This window comes from Nocardia sp. NPDC006044 (assembly GCF_042871115.1).
GTDB lineage: Bacteria > Actinomycetota > Actinomycetes > Mycobacteriales > Mycobacteriaceae > Nocardia.
Map to the genome: position 1 here is coordinate 1281674 of NZ_JBIAID010000002.1, position 17804 is coordinate 1299477.

At 69.8% G+C, this 17804-nt stretch carries 16 protein-coding genes; 8 read left to right on the forward strand and 8 right to left on the reverse strand.

Annotation, left to right across the window (positions count from 1 at the left end; translation table 11 throughout):
• Nucleotides 1-105: 105 nt before the first annotated feature.
• Genes ACFYO1_RS23475 through ACFYO1_RS23485 form a run of 3 tightly spaced genes read right to left on the reverse strand, consistent with a single transcriptional unit; the run spans nucleotide 106 to nucleotide 2223 of the window.
• Nucleotides 106-450: a hypothetical protein gene (locus tag ACFYO1_RS23475; RefSeq protein ID WP_387234591.1), complete on the reverse strand. Its 345-nt coding sequence runs from the start codon at nucleotides 448-450 to the stop codon at nucleotides 106-108.
• Nucleotides 447-1334, reverse strand: a complete 888-nt coding sequence (locus tag ACFYO1_RS23480; RefSeq protein ID WP_387234594.1) for a DUF692 domain-containing protein — start codon at nucleotides 1332-1334, stop codon at nucleotides 447-449. The genes ACFYO1_RS23475 and ACFYO1_RS23480 overlap by 4 nt, the downstream gene beginning before the upstream one ends.
• Nucleotides 1327-2223, reverse strand: a complete 897-nt coding sequence (locus ACFYO1_RS23485; RefSeq protein ID WP_387234597.1) for a TIGR04222 domain-containing membrane protein — start codon at nucleotides 2221-2223, stop codon at nucleotides 1327-1329. The genes ACFYO1_RS23480 and ACFYO1_RS23485 overlap by 8 nt, the downstream gene beginning before the upstream one ends.
• A 185-nt stretch (nucleotides 2224-2408) precedes the next feature.
• Between ACFYO1_RS23485 and ACFYO1_RS23490 the strand changes: the two genes are divergently transcribed.
• Nucleotides 2409-2786, forward strand: coding sequence for a cupin domain-containing protein (locus tag ACFYO1_RS23490; RefSeq protein WP_387234600.1), 378 nt, complete (start codon nucleotides 2409-2411; stop codon nucleotides 2784-2786).
• A 4-nt stretch (nucleotides 2787-2790) separates the two neighbouring features.
• Here the strand turns inward: ACFYO1_RS23490 and ACFYO1_RS23495 are convergent, their stop codons facing one another.
• Complete coding sequence (locus tag ACFYO1_RS23495; RefSeq protein WP_387234603.1) at nucleotides 2791-3198, reverse strand: SdpI family protein; 408 nt, start codon at nucleotides 3196-3198, stop codon at nucleotides 2791-2793.
• A 345-nt stretch (nucleotides 3199-3543) separates the two neighbouring features.
• Between ACFYO1_RS23495 and leuS the strand changes: the two genes are divergently transcribed.
• Complete coding sequence (leuS, locus tag ACFYO1_RS23500; protein ID WP_387234606.1) at nucleotides 3544-6390, forward strand: leucine--tRNA ligase; 2847 nt, start codon at nucleotides 3544-3546, stop codon at nucleotides 6388-6390.
• 676 nt (nucleotides 6391-7066) lie between these two features.
• Here the strand turns inward: leuS and ACFYO1_RS23505 are convergent.
• Both ACFYO1_RS23505 and ACFYO1_RS23510 read right to left on the reverse strand, forming a co-directional pair.
• Nucleotides 7067-7840, reverse strand: coding sequence for a polysaccharide deacetylase family protein (locus ACFYO1_RS23505; protein WP_387234609.1), 774 nt, complete (start codon nucleotides 7838-7840; stop codon nucleotides 7067-7069).
• Between the two features lie 141 nt (nucleotides 7841-7981).
• Nucleotides 7982-8683: an SDR family oxidoreductase gene (locus tag ACFYO1_RS23510; RefSeq protein ID WP_387234612.1), complete on the reverse strand. Its 702-nt coding sequence runs from the start codon at nucleotides 8681-8683 to the stop codon at nucleotides 7982-7984.
• A gap of 196 nt (nucleotides 8684-8879) precedes the next feature.
• Between ACFYO1_RS23510 and ACFYO1_RS23515 the strand changes: the two genes are divergently transcribed.
• Both ACFYO1_RS23515 and ACFYO1_RS23520 read left to right on the forward strand, forming a co-directional pair.
• A complete protein-coding gene (locus ACFYO1_RS23515) occupies nucleotides 8880-10217 on the forward strand; it encodes a glycogen debranching protein (RefSeq protein WP_387234615.1) in 1338 nt (445 codons plus the stop codon).
• Nucleotides 10218-10309: 92 nt separating this feature from the next.
• Nucleotides 10310-11044, forward strand: a complete 735-nt coding sequence (locus ACFYO1_RS23520) for a glycoside hydrolase family 25 protein (RefSeq protein WP_387234617.1) — start codon at nucleotides 10310-10312, stop codon at nucleotides 11042-11044.
• A 73-nt stretch (nucleotides 11045-11117) separates the two neighbouring features.
• Here ACFYO1_RS23520 and ACFYO1_RS23525 read toward each other — a convergent pair whose 3' ends face one another.
• Together ACFYO1_RS23525 and ACFYO1_RS23530 are read right to left on the reverse strand one after the other, a co-directional pair.
• Entirely contained in the window at nucleotides 11118-11921 is an 804-nt protein-coding gene (locus ACFYO1_RS23525; protein WP_387235343.1) for a hypothetical protein, read from the reverse strand.
• Nucleotides 11922-11995: 74 nt separating this feature from the next.
• Entirely contained in the window at nucleotides 11996-12529 is a 534-nt protein-coding gene (locus tag ACFYO1_RS23530) for a lipoprotein LpqH (protein WP_387234620.1), read from the reverse strand.
• A gap of 143 nt (nucleotides 12530-12672) precedes the next feature.
• Here ACFYO1_RS23530 and ACFYO1_RS23535 point away from each other — a divergent pair, with 143 nt between their 5' ends.
• The 4 genes from ACFYO1_RS23535 to ACFYO1_RS23550 are packed head-to-tail and all read left to right on the forward strand — an operon-like array spanning nucleotide 12673 to nucleotide 17804.
• Nucleotides 12673-14022 carry a hypothetical protein gene (locus ACFYO1_RS23535; protein ID WP_387235345.1) on the forward strand — a complete coding sequence of 450 codons (1350 nt, stop codon included), beginning with the start codon at nucleotides 12673-12675 and terminating at the stop codon, nucleotides 14020-14022.
• Nucleotides 14022-15035: a hypothetical protein gene (locus tag ACFYO1_RS23540; RefSeq protein ID WP_387234623.1), complete on the forward strand. Its 1014-nt coding sequence runs from the start codon at nucleotides 14022-14024 to the stop codon at nucleotides 15033-15035. The genes ACFYO1_RS23535 and ACFYO1_RS23540 overlap by 1 nt, the downstream gene beginning before the upstream one ends.
• 1 nt (nucleotide 15036) lies before the next feature.
• Nucleotides 15037-16545, forward strand: coding sequence for a tetratricopeptide repeat protein (locus ACFYO1_RS23545; RefSeq protein ID WP_387234626.1), 1509 nt, complete (start codon nucleotides 15037-15039; stop codon nucleotides 16543-16545).
• Complete coding sequence (locus ACFYO1_RS23550; RefSeq protein WP_387234629.1) at nucleotides 16542-17804, forward strand: CHAT domain-containing protein; 1263 nt, start codon at nucleotides 16542-16544, stop codon at nucleotides 17802-17804. Before ACFYO1_RS23545 ends, ACFYO1_RS23550 begins: the two co-directional genes overlap by 4 nt.

Consider the following 17804-nt stretch of genomic DNA (forward strand, 5'->3'; position numbering starts at 1 on the left):
CTGCGCATACTAGATGAATACGAACGATCGTCCGTAGTGCGACGAAGAACGACCATGAAGATCCGCAGACTCCGGAGCTCGCGGCGTTGGGGGCGGGTAGTTCCGCTATCTCGATCGGCGCGGAAATGACCGGCGGCCGCGTGCCGACGGACCGCTCGCGGGCGGCGCGAGGCCCGCGTGCTCGGCGAAAGCTGTTGCGTCCGCGGCGGTGGTCGTCTTCGGCCGGTCGGCGGCCCAGGCGACGAAACGCGCGGTGAAGTCGTTGCCGCAGGCGTGCACGAGCAGCGGGAAGCGGCGCGCGACTTCGCCGGCGCGCTTGTGCAGCAATGCGCGGGCGGCCGCGGCGACGGCGTCGGCATCGAAGCCGTCCGGCACCGGGCTCCCGGCGACCAGCGCACGAACCAGCGCCGCCTGCCGCTCGGCGAGCGCATCGGTTTCCGGCTGGGTCATGCGCGTGCCGGTCGCGCGCGGCCGGTGAGCCGCGGGCGGTGCGCGGCGGCGGCGATGGCATCGAGTTCATCGAGGAGTTCGGCGGCCGGCGGGTAATTGCCGTCGCGTTCCAGCATCAGCGGGGCCGGGCGACGTTCGGTGAATTCGCCTATGAGGGTGAGGACTTCGGCCGGAACGGGGTCGGTGTGCGTGTCGTGATAGCGGCCGCCGGATTCATGGCCGCCCGCGACGTGGCAATAGGCGATGCGTTCGGTGGGCAGGCGCAGGAGTTCGGCAAGCGGGTCCCGAGCGCGGTTGCGGGCGTTCGCGTAGACGTTGGCGATATCGAGCAGCAGGTATACGCCGGTGCGGTCGACGAGTTCGGCGAGGAACTCCGACTCGGTGTATTCATCCTCGGGCCAGTCGAACAGTGCCGCAATGTTTTCCACGGCCAGCGGTACGTCGAGTCTCGCTTGTGTGCGGGATATGTTGCGCGCCAATATGTTTAAGGATGCTTTGGTTCGGGGCACCGGAAGTAGATGTCCGGCTTCGACCCCGCCCGCGCGAACGAAGGCCACGTGCTCGCTCACCAGCGGCGCGCCCGACGCCGCGGCGCACGCGGCGAGATGGTCGATCCGGCTGTCGTCCATCGGTTCAGCGCCACCGAGCGACAACGAAATACCGTGCGGCACAACGGCTACTCCGCGTTCGATCAGCGCGGCCAACTCGGCGGGGAGCACGACTTCCGAGGTGCCGAACAGTCGGTGGCGTACCGGCAGCGACTCCGCGATCACCTCGCAGAACCCGAGCCCGTCCAGCTCCGCGATCACGCCGCAGATCTCCGGCCGCCAGCCGATGCCGAGCGCCCCGTCGGCCAACGGCCCGCGCGTCGGCAGGTCAGCCACCACAGCCACCGCCGCAGCCGCCACCCCCGCCACATCCGCCGCCGCCGCTGTCGCCACTGCTGCCGCCGTCGCCGCCCGAAGAGCTCGGTGGTTCAACGGCACTGGCGAGGCCAGGGTCGAGCGTCATCAGCGCGGCGCCGCCGAATATCGCGGCCGCGAGCGCGGCGCTCTCGACGCCATAAGTGGCATAGGCCGGCGAGTTGGACGGCCTCAGATGCGCATTGCCGCTCATCGCGTTCGTGCGGGCCAGCCGGCCCAGCGGCGTCAGCCGGGGCTTGGCCACCACCAGCCAGTAGCAGAACCCCTGCACCACAAGGGCGATGACCAGGAACGCGACCGGGCGGTCGTTCAGCGCTCCGGCGACCAATCGCACCACACCGACCAACCCGACGATCAACAGCGGCATACCGGCGTCCCACAGCCTGCGCCGGAACGCCGCGTCGGGAAAGTAGCCGCGCTTGATCATCGAGTCGCGCAGCGGTCCGAGGGCGGCCGCCGAGTTGGTGGTCAGCGCGGCGACCGTCGGCTTCGCGCCGCTCGCGATCCGGTCGTAGATGGACCGGGTGAACGGGTCGAGCCGGTGCTTGTCCGCGTCGGTCAGCGGGCGGGCCGGCGCGGCCGCCGAATCGATCAGGTCGTGGCTGCGCAGCCGGGCCAGCGCGGTCAGCACCGCCCGGCGGTCGTCGAACAGCATGGCGATCTCCGGCAGCGACAGCTCTGTGCCCGGATGCTCGATGCCGCGGGTATCGGCGGCGCCGCGAGTGACCCGCAACCGCATGATCAAGCCGATCACCAGCGCCAGCCCGATGAACGGCCAATACAGGGCCATGAAGTCGGGACCGGAGATCCCCCATGTCTCGCCGGCGGCGGCAAGGTCGAACGTTTTCATTTCCACCCCGAAAATCAAGCTGGTACTGCAACGCCCCAAGTATGGACCGCCGTCACCACCGCCGACAGGGTTCGAACCGAAACGTAACTCGCCCGATTCAACCCACCCCGGACAGCGTGGCGCCCGCGAAAGGACCTGGTCGTCCTATTGGTACGCGGGCCGCGCCGGAATGGTTCGATGAGCTGGTGACGCGACGCGAATACCAGGTGAATGCGGCGCCCGCACAGGGCACGGCGAGCCGCGTGCTGTTCCGGTTCGCCCTCGGCCGGCGCGAATTCGTGCTGCGGCAAACCATCATCGAACCCGGCGGCAGCAGCGGCTGGCACTATCACGACGGAACGCTGCTGGTCGTCGTCACGCGCGGCACGCTCGACCACCCCGGCGCGGACTGCGCACCGGTGACCTACCGTCGCGGGCGCGTCTTCCGCGAACCGAGCGGCCCGAGTTATCCCCATGTCGCACGGAATACCGGCGCGGCGCCGGTTCAGCTCTGTGTGCTCTACCTCAACCCGGTCGGGAGCCCGCTGTCGCGCAGTGTGCCCGCGCCGGACTGCGCCGGATAGCGGGTCAGGTCGCGGGCTGGCAGGCGTCGCGCAGCGAGCACGCACCGCAGGCACTGCCGCAGCCGCCGACCTCGGCGGGCGGAGCGATGGCGGCGGCGGTCGAGGCCGCCGCGTTGGCGCCGGCGCCGAGGGTGAAGAGGGCGACGACGGCCGCACCCGCGCCGACGATCAGGGCGACGACGCCGCTCGCGGCGAGGGCGACGAGACCACCGGCGAACAACAGCGCACCGGCCGCCAGCGAGGTGGGGGCGGCGACGCGATTCGCGATGCGGAAGGTCTCGTCATCGGACAGGGCCGCCTCGGTGTGCACCCCGACGAAGCGGTTGCGCGGCAACCTGCCGATCAGTCCGAGAGCGCCGGTTGCGACGGCGACCAGGGCCAGCGCGAACAGGACGAGAGCGACGACGAGCACCAATGCAGGTTATCGCATCGGTGTCGGCTGCCCGCCGGGAGCTACCCGCAACTGTTCAGCACTCCGCTCGTCACCACGTCGGACAGGCGTGTTCCACACTGTGCGACGCCGGGCGGCAGGCGTAGCAACCAAACGCACTGTTGGGACCGCTCGGATGGGAACGACAACCCACGGGGCACGCGAAGCCGGTGCGGCGCAGTCCCATCCCGACGGGCGGGTAACTTCGTCCCGGACGCGGACGCGGCGAGCCGGTGAGCACAGCCCGATTTTCGGTACTGCGGTCCGCACGTTCTACCCTGATAGACGAAGTTTGTCGGGGATCGGCGATCACAAGAAGGCAGGACCGTGCAGGACACTCGTGCAACCGATAGCGATGTACCCGAGCACCGGTACACCGCGGAGCTCGCGGGCCGCATCGAACGTCGGTGGCAGCAGACGTGGAGCGAGCGCGGGACCTTTCACGCGCCGAATCCGGTCGGTCCGCTCGCCGGTGCCACTCCCGCGGACAAGCTGTTCGTGCAGGACATGTTCCCGTACCCGTCCGGCGCCGGTCTGCACGTCGGGCATCCGCTCGGCTACATCGCCACCGATGTGTTCGCCCGGTACCACCGGATGCACGGCCGCAACGTGCTGCACGCGCTGGGCTACGACGCGTTCGGCCTGCCCGCCGAGCAGTACGCGGTGCAGACCGGCGCGCACCCGCGCGACACCACCGAGTCGAACATGGCCACCATGCAGCGCCAGCTCGATCGGCTCGGGCTCGGGCACGACCGGCGGCGCTCGTTCGCGACCACCGATCCCGAGTACTACCGCTGGACTCAGTGGATCTTCCTGCGCATCTACAACGCCTGGTACGACCAGGAGCTGAACCGGGCCCGCCCGATCGCCGAACTGGAGGACCAGTTCGCCTCCGGCGCCCGGCCCGCCCCCGACGGCAAGGACTGGGCGGCGCTGACCGCCGCCGAGCGCGCGGCCGTGCTCGACTCGTATCGCCTGGTGTACCAGACCGATTCGATGGTCAACTGGTGCCCCGGTCTCGGCACGGTGCTGTCCAACGAGGAGGTCACCGCCGAGGGCCGCAGCGAGCGCGGCAACTTCCCGGTGTTCCGTAAGCGGTTGTGGCAGTGGATGATGCGCATCACCGCGTACTCCGACCGGCTGGTCGACGATCTCGATCATCTGGATTGGCCGGAGAACGTGAAGGCCATGCAGCGCAACTGGATCGGGCGCTCGCGGGGTGCGCAGGTCAGGTTCGACGCGAACGGCGAACAGATCGAGGTCTTCACGACCCGTCCGGACACGCTGTTCGGCGCGACGTATGTCGTGCTCGCGCCCGAGCACGAGCTGGTCGACCGGCTGACCGCGGCGGCCTGGCCCGAGGGCACGGACGCCCGCTGGACCGGCGAGGGCAGCGCGTCCCCCGCGGATGCCGTTGCGGCCTACCGCAAGTCGATCGCGGCCAAGTCCGATCTGGAGCGCCAGGAGAACAAGGAGAAGTCCGGCGTCTTCCTCGGCAGCTACGCCACCAACCCGGCCAACGGCGAGCCGATGCCGATCTTCATCGCCGACTACGTGCTGAGCGGCTACGGCACCGGCGCGATCATGGCGGTGCCCGGGCACGACCAGCGCGACTGGGACTTCGCCACCGCGCTCGGCCTGCCGATCAAGGAGGTCGTCGCGGGCGGCGACCTGAGCGCCGGGGCCTACACCGGCGACGGCGCGATCGTGAATTCCGGTTACCTGGACGGACTTTCGATCGAGGAGGCGAAGGCGACGATCGTCGCCCGGCTGGAGGCCGACGGTCACGGCAAGGGCACCATCCAGTACAAGCTGCGGGACTGGCTGTTCGCCCGGCAGCGCTACTGGGGCGAGCCGTTCCCGATCGTCTACGACGAGGACGGCGCGCCGCACGCGCTGCCGGAATCCATGCTGCCGGTACGGCTTCCGGACATGGACGACTTCGCCCCGGTGACCTTCGATCCGAACGACGCGAACTCCGAGCCGTCGCCGCCGCTGGCCAAGGCGACCGACTGGGTGAACGTCGAACTGGATCTCGGCGACGGGCCGAAGCGCTACCGGCGCGACACCAACGTCATGCCCAACTGGGCGGGCAGCTCCTGGTATCAGCTGCGCTACGCAGACCCGACCAACTCGGAAGCGTTCTGCGCCAAGGAGAACGAGCAGTACTGGCTCGGGCCGCGCACGGCCGAGCACGGCCCGAACGACCCCGGCGGCGTGGACCTGTACGTCGGCGGCGTCGAGCACGCGGTGCTGCACCTGCTGTACGCGCGGTTCTGGCAGAAGGTGCTGTTCGATCTGGGCGACGTGTCCGGGTACGAGCCGTACCGGCGGCTGTTCAACCAGGGCTACATCCAGGCCTACGCCTACACCGACGAGCGCGGCGCCTACATTCCGGCGGCCGAGGTGGTCGAGCGCGACGGCAAGTTCTTCTGGACCGACCCGACCGGCACCGAGATCCCGGTGAACCAGGAGTACGGCAAGATCGGCAAGTCGCTGAAGAACGCCATCTCGCCGGACGAGATGTGCGATCTGTACGGCGCGGACACCTTCCGCTTCTACGAGATGTCCATGGGCCCGCTGGACACGTCGCGGCCGTGGGCAACCAAGGACGTCGTCGGCGCACACCGCTTCCTGCAACGGATTTGGCGCCTGGTGGTGGACGAGGAGACCGGCGCGGTGCGGGTCACCGACGCCGCGCCGGCCGACGAGACGCTGCGCCTGCTGCACAAGACGATCGCGGGCGTGGACGAGGATCTGGCCGCGCTGCGCGACAACACCGCAGGCGCGAAACTCATCGAACTGACCAACCACCTCACCAAGACCTACCCCGACGGCGCACCGCGCACCGTGGTGGAGCCGCTGGTGCTGATGCTGGCGCCGCTGTCCCCGCACATCGCCGAGGAACTGTGGGAACGGCTGGGGCACACCGCATCACTGGCACACGGCCCGTTCCCGGTGGCCGATCCGGCGCTGCTGGTCGACGAGTCGGTCGAATACCCGATTCAGGTGAACGGCAAGGTACGCAGCCGAATTCACGTCCCCGCCGACGCCGACACCGCGGCAATCGAGGCGGCCGCCCTGTCCGACGAGAAGATCGCCGCCCTCCTGAACGGCGCCGCCCCCCGCAAACTGATCGTCGTCCCCGGCCGCCTGATCAACATCGTCGCCTGAACCCACCACCATCGAGCCGAGTCAAAAGGTCGCTGAATGATCTTGAACAGCAGCCTTTTGACTCGACTCGATGAGCACGAACGACCTTTTGACTCGACTCGATGAGCGGGGCCGATGCTCACCCTCTTCGTTGATCGAACCGCCCACGCGCCCCACGGCGGTGACCAAACCACTCACTCGACGCACCTCGCTTCCCGAGCCTCTTTGAACCGGACCACAACCCGATGACCACGCTGGAACTTCCGCATTGCCCATGCCAACTGCGTGAGTAGGTCGGGGACCCCGCCTGACGTGCTCAGCACTATCGATCATCTCGGGGAGCAGGTGTACCTGACTCGCCAGGTAGACCCCCGGCATGTCCCAACCCGACCTGACGAGAAAACTGAAGACCTACCCAGGTTTTCACTGAAGTAGTGCTGAGCACGTCGCCTGCCGTACCCGGCTTTAGGCGCACGTCGAGCACGCGGCGTCGAGTTCCAGCGTGGTCATCTGGCTGTGGTTGCGTTATCGAGACTTCTTCGCAAACCTGCTTCATCCTTCGCATACCTGTTGAACGGTTGAGGGGTGTGTGAAGGACGAAATAGGTGTGCGAGGGCGAACCTATCTGTCGCTTGGTCTGGGGCGATGGTTCGCTCCAGCTCGTCAGCTCGAGAGAAGGTGGGGGCGTGCGGTGGGTTCAGTGCGGGGGGAGGAGGACGTCGTTGAGGGTGACCATGGCCAGGTTGCGTTCGCGGATTATGTCCACCAGTTGGCCGTAGCAGTGGGTGACGGCGGGGGCGTTGGCGTGGCCGATGATGATGGTCTGGGGGTGGAAGTACTTGCGGGCGCACTCGATCAGGTAGTCCTCGGTGATGACACCGGAGTCCGAGAGGGAGCCGTACCACATGGTCGGCACGGTGTAGCCGAGATCGGCGGCCACCTTGTCGACGGTGGCGTTGTGCCGGCCGAACGGGGGGCGGTAGTACGGCGCGCCGTCGACGCCGAAGTTGTTGTGCAAGTATGCCTTCGCGCGCTGCAGCTGATCGGCGACCGCGCCGGCCGACAGCTTGGTCAGGTCGGGGTGATCCCAGGTGTGGTTGGCGAGCTGGATCTGACCCGCATCGACCAAGGGGCGCAACACGTCCCGGTGAATCGCCCATGAGTCGTAGTACGCGGTCACGAAGAAGGTGAATCGGGCCCCGGTGTCCTTGGCGAACTTGATGTACGCGCCGACCACCTCTGGGCTGGCCCCGTCGTCCACGGTCAGCGCCATGCTGGTGCCGGGCCCGGGCAGCGCGGTGATGGTCGCGGCCGGAATCGGCGTCTTCGGCCCGCCGGGCGGCGGCGGCAACAGGGGCGGGCGCGGCGGTGCGAGCGGGCCGCTGCCGGCCGACCCACTGGTGATCGGATCTCCCTCCGCGACCGCGCACCCGGCCAGCGCGACCGCGGTACCCGCGGCAAGCATCAACATCCGGCGTCTATCCACTGCTCTGAACCCTTAACTCTGGTCGAACGAACCGTCCCCGCACGCGGCGCGACGGTGCACAAACAGCGCCAGGCTACCGATCGAATCTGTCCACAACCTGAACCGTTGCGCACACCGGGGCGACGGCTAGCTCGACGTGGGCCGCAGCACGATCTCCGTCGGATGCCCGTCCCGCGGCGTCTCGATCGCGTGGCGCACCACGCCGGCCACCGTCTCCGCGCGCAGGAACTGCTCCGGCCGGTACTCGCGGCCCTCCTGCGCGATGATCTCGCGCTGCATATCGGTGTCGATGCGGCCGGGATGGATCGAGGTGACCCGCAGGGCCTGCTCCTCCAGCCGCAGCGCGTCGGCGAACGCGCGCAACCCGAACTTGCTGGCCGCGTAGGAGGCCCAGCCCGCGTTCGCGCGCAGCCCCGCCCCCGAATTGATCAGCACCACGTGCCCACCGGCGGCGCGCAGCGCGGGCAACAGCAGCCTGGTCAGCTCGACCACCGCGATCAGGTTGGCCTCCAACGTGTTTCGCCACTGATCGACGGTCGACTCGGCGATCGAGGCCAGGTCCTGGATGCCCGCGTTGTGCACCAGCACGTCCAGCCGGCGGATCGGCTCGGCCGCCGCGGCCACCGCGGCGTAGTCGGTCAGCTCGACCGGCCAGCCGACCGCCTCGGGCAGTTCGTTGCCGATGTCCCGCAGCGCGTCGGCGGAGCGGGCGCCGAGCAGCAGGTCGTGCGTCGGCGCGAGTTCACGGGCGATGGCGGCACCGAGGCCGCGGCTGGCTCCGGTGATCAGCGCGGTCGGCTTCGGGGAGCTGGTCACGGCATTGGTCATGAGCCCCACCGTAATAGCCCGCGAAAGCCGAGCGATGCACGCATACATTGAACGAACAATCTCGAGCAGCGAATTATGGACGGGGCATTCGAGCGTGAGAACCGCCGAGCACGAGCCACCCACCGGCAGGTGGGACCAGGCCGAGTCGGACACCGCTGAGCGGGCGTACTTGCCGGTGACATCGCAGAATAGGGGGATGGCACACCCGGGTTTCACTCCGACACAGCTCGCGGCCCGCGCCGCCTATCTGCTGCGTGGCAACGACCTGGGCACGATGACCAGTGCCGCGCCGCGCCTGTATCCGCACATGTGGAGCTGGGACGCCGCGTTCGTCGCGGTCGGGCTCGCCCCGCTGAGCGTGGAACGGGCCGTGATCGAGCTGGACACGCTGCTGTCCGCGCAATGGAAGAACGGCATGATCCCGCACATCGTCTTCGCCAACGGCGTGGACGGCTACTTTCCCGGCCCGGCCCGCTGGGAGTGCCGCAAGCTGGCCGCCAACGCGCCCGACGGCCCGGACACCTCGGGCATCACCCAGCCGCCCGTGCACGCCATCGCGGTGCAGCGCATTCTCGATCACTCCCGGCGGCACGGCCGTAGCACCCGCGCGGTCGCCGAGGAATTCCTGAACCGGCGCTGGCCGGACCTGGTGCGCTGGCACCGCTGGCTGGCGCACGCCCGCGACCCCAAGGAGACCGGGCGGATCACGCTGTATCACGGCTGGGAATCCGGCATGGACAACTCGCCGCGCTGGGACCGCGCCTACGAGAACGTGATTCCCGGCGATCTGCCGCCGTACGACCGCGAGGACGTGCGGGTGGTCGCCGATCCGACGCAGCGGCCGAGCGACCGCGAGTACGACCGCTACCTGTGGCTGGTCGAGCAGATGCGCCGGGCGGGTTACGACGACTACCAGTTGGCCTCGACCATGAGTTTCGCGGTCGAGGACGTGTTCGTCACCGGGATCTTCGCGCTGGCCTGCGAGGTACTCGCGAACATCGGCGAGGAGTACAAGCAGCCGCACGCCGACGTGCGCGACCTGTACGCGTGGGCCGACCGGTTCCGGGCCGGCGTGGTCGCGACGGCCGATGCCAGAACCGGTGCGGCCAGGGACTTCGACGTCCGGTTGCAGCGCTGGATCAGCACCGAGACGCTGTCCATGTTCGCGCCGCTGCTGTGCGGCGGGCTGCCCCGCGACACCGAACGCAGCCTGCTGCGCACGTTCGAGGGGCCGCGCTTCTGCGGGCATCCGGACCTGCGCTACGCGCTACCGCCGTCCACCTCGCCGGTGTCGCGCGACTTCCGCTCCCGCGAGTACTGGCGCGGGCCGGTATGGCCGGTGATGAGCTGGCTGTTCTCCTGGGTGTTCGCCCGGCGCGGCTGGGCCGAGCGCTCGTTCATGCTGCGCGCCGAGGGCCTGCGCCAGGCCAGCGACGGCAGCTTCGCCGAGTACTACGAGCCGTTCACCGGGGAACCGCTCGGCAGCATGCAGCAGTCGTGGACGGCGGCCTCGGTGCTCGATTGGCTCGGCTGAGCCCGGTCAGCGCGGGATTCGGGTAAATATTGCGCAACTGCACCTTCTGCAACATTGGTCACAGGAAGATCAAATAGCTATCGTCGAACACCATGGACACCTCTCGATGGAGCTCGACCATCCGTCGCCGCGGCACGGCGCTCTCGCTGATCGCGCTTTCCGGCATCCTCGCGGCTAACCTAGCCGCGCGGGCGGAGGCCACCCCGACGGGCCCGGACGTCTCGTCCTGGCAGCACATCGACGGACGGCTGATCGACTGGTTCGCGGTGAAGCGGTCCGGTCACGCCTTCGCCATGGTCAAGGCCACCGAGGGCGTGAGCTACATCAATCCGTACTTCGTGGCGGACAGCCTGCTGATGCGCGCGGCCGGCGTCGCTCGCGGGACCTATCACTACGCCAGGCCGAACCTGCCGCCGGAACCGCAGGCCGCCATGTACGCCGCGGTGGTGCTCGGCCAGAACGGCGCGCTGGACCTGCCGCCGGTGCTCGACCTGGAGACCACCGGCGGCCTGCCGCCCGCCGCGCTGATCGACTGGACGCACCGGTACCTGAACGCGGTGCAGGCGCTGACCGGACGGACCCCGATCGTCTACACCTATCCGAACTTCTGGAAGACGGCCATGGCCGACACCGACGAGTTCACCCGCTACCCGCTGTGGATCGCCGACTACCGCGGCAACGACGCACCCGAGGTGCCCGGCGGTTGGCCCACCTGGACGTTCTGGCAGACCACCGACAGCGGCGGCATCGACGGCATCGCGGGCAACACCGATTTGAACGTATACAGCGGCGCCCAAGGGGATTTCGCGCGCTTCGCCAATATGTAGCGGGGTATTCCGTACCGCACACGAGAATGCCGCGCTGTTCGAGAAGCTCGAATCAACGCGGCATTCGGTGGGGCTAGGCATTCACCGCAAGGGCGATGACGACCTCGTGCTCGTTCTCCGGCAGGTAGTGCACCCGCAGGATGCGCCCGACCTGCACCTGCCCGACACTGCTCGGTGCGAGGAACTTTTCGACGCGGGTGCCGAAGGTGGACCCGTCGGGGCGGGTGACGACCAGGCCGAGTTCGATCTTGGAATGCCCGTCGCGGATCTCGCCGGGCACCGAAAGCGATTGCACCACAGCCTGAGCCGCGACGCCGCGCTCGGCGATGTCGAGCTTGTGCCGGGTGGTGATGCCCTTGCGCATCATCGACTCGTTCAGCGCCCGCTGCGCGCCGGCCGGGTCGCCGGACATGTCGACCTCGACCTTGTCGGTCCGGCCGGGCAGGTAGCGCACCGGCAGCACCACGCCGGGTTGCAGCAGCGCCAATTCGGTAAGCGGCACAATCATTTTCGCGGCGGCGGTGAAGTTCTTCCCGTCCACGCCCTCGACGCTGAACTCGATGCGGACCTGCGGTTGGTCGTTGACGGTCAGGCCGGTCTGCGCGAACGACCTGATGGTGCCGAGACCGACCAGGCCGTCCCGGAATTCGGCGCTGTTGCGACCGGTGAAGGCCGCGACGATGCCCTCGCCGGTGAACGCGAAGACGATGGGGACCAGGGTGAGAGCGGTGATCGGCAGCGCCATCTGCCAACCGACCCAGGCCATTGCGGCGGGCTCGTAGTCGCTGGTGCTGACGTAGGTGAAGCCGTGGAAGAGGTAGTAGCCGATGGCCAGTGCGGCGAGCGCGGCGGTGATCCAGCGGACGGATTTCATGATGTTCCTCGATTGTTCGAAAGGTGGTGCCTGCGCTGTCGGCCCGCTCGGGCGAACCCGAGCGGGCCGGAGACAATTCAGCCGCCGACGACGGTCGAGCAGGCGAAGGTGACGTCGAACTTGGACGACTTCGGGCCGGCCAGCGGGTTGGTCAGATCCGCGCTGACGCCCTCGCCGGTGACCTTGTAGGTGTTGCCGTCCTTGGTCAGCGTGGCCGAGCCGCCGGGCATCCCGTTGCCGAAGCCGATCGCGTACGGCTGGCCCGCGTCGCCGCCCTTGGTGCCCGCGATGCCGACCGCCTGCACGGTGTCGGTGCCGGTGATGGTGGCGCTCACCGAGAGGTTGCCGTACGCGGCGTTGGCGGCGTCGGTCAGTGCGAGCGCCAGCGTGCTGCCCTGCTTGGCGCAGGTGGTGGTGAACTTGGCGTCGAACGCCTTGCCGTCGACCGACGCGGTCGAGGCGCCCGACGGCGCGGAGCCGGTCTGCGGGGCGGCGGTGGCGGCCGAGGTCTTGGGCGGGGTGCTGCTCGCGTTGTCGCTGCAACCGGTGAGGAAGCAGGCGGCCGCGGCGGCGGAGGCGACGAGGGCGGCGGTGACGGACTTGGTGTTCATGGTTTCTCCTGGGTTCGGCGGCCCGGGTGTCTGGGCCGATACGAGAAACCTAGGAACGGTTCGCGTCCTACCGATCCCAGGTTTTGGCCGGGTCGAATCGGACAAAAGTCCGTTAACCTGGTCGAATGCGACGACCGCGCGCCATGGTGCTCGACGAGGTGTGGCGCAAGCTCGACGGCGTGGAACCGCTCAGCGGTCCGCACGGCGGGCCGTTGCGCCGCACGGTGAAGCTGATCCTCGATCCGCTGGTGATCCGGCCGGTCCAGCACCCGGCGTGCGCGGGGCCGATCGTGACCGCCGACGGCGCGGTGCTGCTGGCCGCGCGGGTGCACGCCGCGGCGGACGTGCTGCGTGCGACGGCGGCCTGGTTCACCGTGCTCAAGCAGGTGCGGCGGGCGCTGCGGATCACCGAGGGGCATCCGCAGGATCTGTACTTTCAGCGCTGTTTCGAGCTGGCGACGACCTCGGGGATGCCGGATCCGTTGCGGGACAGAGCCGTAGCCGAGGCGACGCTGCGTGACGTGCACGAGTACGCGGCGGGTCGCACCACGCAGGCGTTGAAAGAGTATGTCGCGGACCGGACTCCGGAGCTGGCCGCGCTGATCGACGTCGCGTGGCGGCGGCGGCCGTTGACCGGTCCGGCGGGCGGTGATCACACCGGCACGTTCGCCGAGCTGCTCGAGGCCTGTGCCGCTGCCCGATTGGACCAGGGCCGGGACAACGGGCAGGCGGCGTGGGACGAACTGATCGGCGCGCACGCGGGAACGCACGCGGGCATTCGGCTGTGGCGGGCCGGAACCGGTTACTCCGCAGCCGAACTGGGGCTCACCGCGCATCCCCTGCCGCAACCGCCCGCGGTCGGTGCGTCGGCCGCGAAATCCACGCTGGGGCTGCCGTTCGATCGGACCGTGTACGAGCGGGTGTTCACGGCACTACAGGCCTCCAGCGAACGCGCTGAGCTGCCGCCGATTCCGGAGCTGGTGGCCACCGAGATCGCCCGGAGTTGCTCGCCGTGGGCGCTTTTGGACGAGACGCTGCGGGTGGCGGCGACGGCGGGCGTCGCGCTCGCCAACGGACTCGCACCGATCGGCACGGCGGTTCGCCGTCCACGTTCGGACCTCGGTGTGGCAGTTTTACCGGGTACACCGGCGACCACCGCGCACCGCGTCATCAACGGCCGCTGGCAGCGTGAGGCGTACGTGCTGCAGGCCCGGCGGCTGGCGGTGCAGGCCGGCACCGAGTCCCCGCCGGCCGGGCCGCTGGCCGCGATCGCGGCCGAGTTGGGCACGCCCTGGCGGCCGTACCTGCGGCGGCTGTGGGTCCGGCTGCACGGGCGCGATGTCCGGGAGTTCGCGGTGTACGACCCGGACGAACTGTGGGATCTGCTCGACGGTGTGGCGCGCTCGGTCATCCTCGATCACCGGACGCGGGTCAAACAGGCGCTGAGTGCGAGTGCGGCCGAATCGGATTCGACGGAATCGAGGGCGAGCTGATGAGCGGGACGGTGCGGATTCGGCAGGCGGCCGACGGGCTGTGGGTCGTCGCGCCCGACGGTGCGCCGACCGTTCTCGACGGTGCGGCAGCGCTCGACGTGCTGGTGCTCGAGGCGGCCGGCGGGCATCTGACCTGGAGCCTGCTGGACGAGCAGCCGATTCCGGCCGCGGTGCTCGATGACGTGAAGCTCGCCCAGGAATGGCTGTGGGCGGTCTACGGCGAGGAGATCGCGCTGGCGCTCGACGGCGGCGAATCCGGCGAACTCATCGTCGCGCCCGGGTTACCGGAGCTGGTCGCGAGCGCGTGGCGGCTGGGTTACGCGCACTGGGCGGCGCGGTGGTGGCCCGCATCGACCATCGATGACATTGCGCCGCTGAATGATCGGCTGCTGCTGGACGAGATCGCCACGCTGGCCGAGGCGTGCGAGATGATCGTCGACGGCGCGGACGAGGCCGTCGACGTGGCCGCGCCGTACACCGTCGGCCTGCCGGATGGTCGCGGCCGCGCGGAGGATTACGCGCTCGCGGCCGGCCCGGCGACCTCCGTACCGCAGGGCGCGATGGTGCTGGCCAGGGGCAGCGGCGGCTGGGATTGGCGACGCTGCCCGCCCGGACTGCTCGACGCGTCCGAGCACGCGGTGTCCTGGGAGGTGGTGCGCCAGGCGGGAATCACGACCGTGGTAGTGCGCGTGGTCGCCATGCCGCAGCGCAGCGTTCCGGCCCACCTTCATCCGCAAGCCCTGGTGCGCACGGCCGCAGGCACCGCCAAGGCGGCGCTGGCACCGGCCGGTGACGTGTGGATCGCCGAGGTGCCCGCGCCGGAGGGCGCGGAATCCGCTGTGTCCGTCGAGATCTACGTCCCCGGCGTCGGCGACGCCGAGCGCAGTGACCCGGCGGTGCGCCAACAGCTTCGCGACTTCGCCGCCGCCCGCCTGCGCCGCGCCGCCGACCCCACCGACGACGCCCCCTTGCTCGCCGAAATCGCCGCCGCCGCTTCTGATTCGGACTTCTGAGATGACCGTCGAAACACCTGATGAAGGCCGTGCCCTCCTCGCCGCGGGCGCCGACGCCTACACCCGCGGCGACACCGCGGGCGCGCTGCGCGTCTTCGAGGACGCCGCCCGCACCACCACCGGCGACGTCCGCATCGGCGCCATCGTCAACGCGGCCAGCATGGCGGACGAACTCGGCGACCACGCCAGATCGCTGAGCCTGTACCGCGAAGCACTCGCCGCCATGCCCGAGGACGCGCCGAAGCTGCGGCCGAACACGCTGGTCAACATGTCCCAAGCCTTGCAGCATCTCGGCGAACTAGACGAGGCCCAAGCCGCATTGGAGCAGGCCCGCGAGTTGCTCGCCGACGTCACCGACCAGGGCGTACTGCGGGTGGCCTGCCTGCTGTCCTTGACCGCCGTCGCCCTGCACCGCCAGAACTGGGCCTACGCCGCCGAACTCGCGACCGAATCCCTGGACGCGGCTCGGCGTTTCGCCCCGCAGCTGGCCGGGCACCCGCTGATGAACCTGGCCGCAACGTATTTCGAGACCGGACGCCGCGACCTCGCCGTCGACTTCGCCCGGCAGGCCCTGGCCGCGTTCGAGTCGGCGGGCGACCGCAACGCCGTCGCCGAGACGCAGCAGAACCTCGCCACCATGCTGGTCCGCACCGACCGCCTCGACGAGGCCGAAGCGCCGCTGCACGCCAGCCAGCGGTACTTCGAGCAGGCCGGTCTCGGCTACCGCGCCGGCATCGGGCTCAAGACCATGGCATTCCTCGCCGAGGGCCGCGCGGACCTCACTCAGGCGCAGGATCTCTACGCGCGCAGCCTGGCCTGCTTCGTCGAATCCGGCGCCGTGCTCGACGCCGCCGACCTGCGCATGCGCCTGGCCACCGTGGCCTTCAAGAGCGGCCGGTCAGAGGAGTGCGAGGCGTTGCTCGCCGAGGCGTTCGGCGCGTACGCCGAGCGCGGCCTCGGCTTGCACTGCGCCCAACTCGATTACTGGCACGCGTCGCTGCTCGAAGGCGTCGTCGCCGACTCCCCCGAGTTGCTTCCCCAGGCGGTCGGCATCGCGGTGCCGGCCGCGCTCGCCATCGACGCCGTGCGCTACACCTTCCCCAACGGCAATCAGCGCGACCAGTGGAACCGCCAGATCGCCGATCCCGCCATGCGATTGGCCTTCCGCTTCGCCTACCTGGCCGGGGACGGGTTGCTGCTGGCGGACCTGATCGAAACCCAATGCGCGGGAACCACACTGCACATCGACCGATCCGAGGACGGCCACGCCACCCGGTTGCCGCTCGAACTCCTCGATCCCCCAGCCGATCTCGCCGAGCACCCCGGTGCGGCCGCGCTCCAGCTCGGCGCGGCGCTGGCCGAGGTCGCCGCCGGTGCGGGGCTGCCGGTTTCGCCGCCGCCACGCCTCGAGCTCGCCGCCGAGGGCCGAATCGCGCTGGCCCCCTACATCGCTGCCGCCGAGCAACGCTACGGCCGGCTGATCCGGGACGATCGGGTGTTGACGGTATGACGCGGGAACAACCGACCGTCGTGGTCCGCATGGCGGACGCGGGAGATGTGTACACGTCCTGGCGCTGGGCCGGCGACACCGCGCCACGCGGCGCCGCCATGCTGCCGGGCGAGCCGGTGCTGGCGGCGGTGCGGCGGCTGTCGGACGCGCTGCCGCAGCCCGCCGAGCCGGGTGGCCTCGAACGCGCCATGACCACCGGGGCTTTCACCGACCCGCACGCCGAATACCTGATCGCCCAGGCGCTTTCCCGCGCGCTGCTGCCGCAGGCGCTGGCGGCGCAGCTCTACGAGTTGTATCGGCGCGGCGTCCGCCCGCACATCCGGCTCCAGCCGTCGCCGCGCGTCGCCCAGGTCCCGTGGGAGATCCTCGCCCCCGGGCCGGATGTCCGGCTGATCGACATCGCCGACGTCAGCCTGCTCGCGCCGGCCGGCCTCGTGCACGCGCCGGATCGCGTCGCCCGCAGCTGGACCGAGTCACACGGCGGACCCGTTGTCGCCGTGCTCGATCCGCGCATCCCCGGCTTCCGTGCCGACTCCCTGCTCGGCTCGGTGCTCGGCCGCATGCCCGCGGATGCCCCACTCGCCCAGCGGGTTGCCGGCTACGCGGCGCGAAATCGGCTGCTCCCAGCGGTACTCGACCCGACGGAAGCCTTCCGCCGGACCGATATCGACCGCACCTGGTTGAGCACGGCGCTACGCGACGGCGCCAGCCGCCTGATCTACGTCGGCCACGTCACCGCCGCGCCGCCCGAATCCGGCCGGAGCGAGGCCGCCGAACTCCATCTCGCCTGCACCGCGGACACGCTCGGCTTCGCCGTCCCGCACCGCACCCATCGCCCGTTGTCCGCCAAGGACTTCCTGCTCGGCACGCACACCCTGACCGCGGAACCCGCTGACGGCCGCGACCTTTGGCCCATTCCCAGCCGGGTCGCCCTGATCGCCTGCGAGAGCGGCGGCGACCTGCGCTTCACCGAGGCGCTCGGACTGACCGCGGCGATGATCAACGGCGGCGCCGAGCTGGTGACCGCCAGCCGCTGGCCGCTGCCCACCGACCTCGCCTTCCATCGCGTCGCGGGCGCGCCGGCCACGGAACACCCGCTGCAGCAGGCCATCTGCGCCATCGACGCGGCACACGAGCAGCCGGACCCGGTCGCGGCCCTCGCGGCATGGCAGCGCGAGCGACTGCACGCCTGGCGCACCGAACGCACCATCGAGCACTCGCCGCTGCTGTGGTCGGCGTTCGCCACCCTGTGCGCCTGA

Coding starts and splice junctions, on each gene's coding strand:
- ACFYO1_RS23475 (WP_387234591.1), bottom strand. CDS start 450: ATGACCCAGCCGGAAACCGATGCGCTCGCCGAGCGGCAGGCGGCGCTG.
- ACFYO1_RS23485 (WP_387234597.1), bottom strand. CDS start 2,223: ATGAAAACGTTCGACCTTGCCGCCGCCGGCGAGACATGGGGGATCTCC.
- ACFYO1_RS23505 (WP_387234609.1), bottom strand. CDS start 7,840: ATGTTGATGCTTGCCGCGGGTACCGCGGTCGCGCTGGCCGGGTGCGCG.
- ACFYO1_RS23510 (WP_387234612.1), bottom strand. CDS start 8,683: ATGACCAATGCCGTGACCAGCTCCCCGAAGCCGACCGCGCTGATCACC.
- ACFYO1_RS23515 (WP_387234615.1), top strand. CDS start 8,880: ATGGCACACCCGGGTTTCACTCCGACACAGCTCGCGGCCCGCGCCGCC.
- ACFYO1_RS23520 (WP_387234617.1), top strand. CDS start 10,310: ATGGACACCTCTCGATGGAGCTCGACCATCCGTCGCCGCGGCACGGCG.
- ACFYO1_RS23530 (WP_387234620.1), bottom strand. CDS start 12,529: ATGAACACCAAGTCCGTCACCGCCGCCCTCGTCGCCTCCGCCGCCGCG.
- ACFYO1_RS23535 (WP_387235345.1), top strand. CDS start 12,673: ATGGTGCTCGACGAGGTGTGGCGCAAGCTCGACGGCGTGGAACCGCTC.
- ACFYO1_RS23540 (WP_387234623.1), top strand. CDS start 14,022: ATGAGCGGGACGGTGCGGATTCGGCAGGCGGCCGACGGGCTGTGGGTC.
- ACFYO1_RS23545 (WP_387234626.1), top strand. CDS start 15,037: ATGACCGTCGAAACACCTGATGAAGGCCGTGCCCTCCTCGCCGCGGGC.
- ACFYO1_RS23550 (WP_387234629.1), top strand. CDS start 16,542: ATGACGCGGGAACAACCGACCGTCGTGGTCCGCATGGCGGACGCGGGA.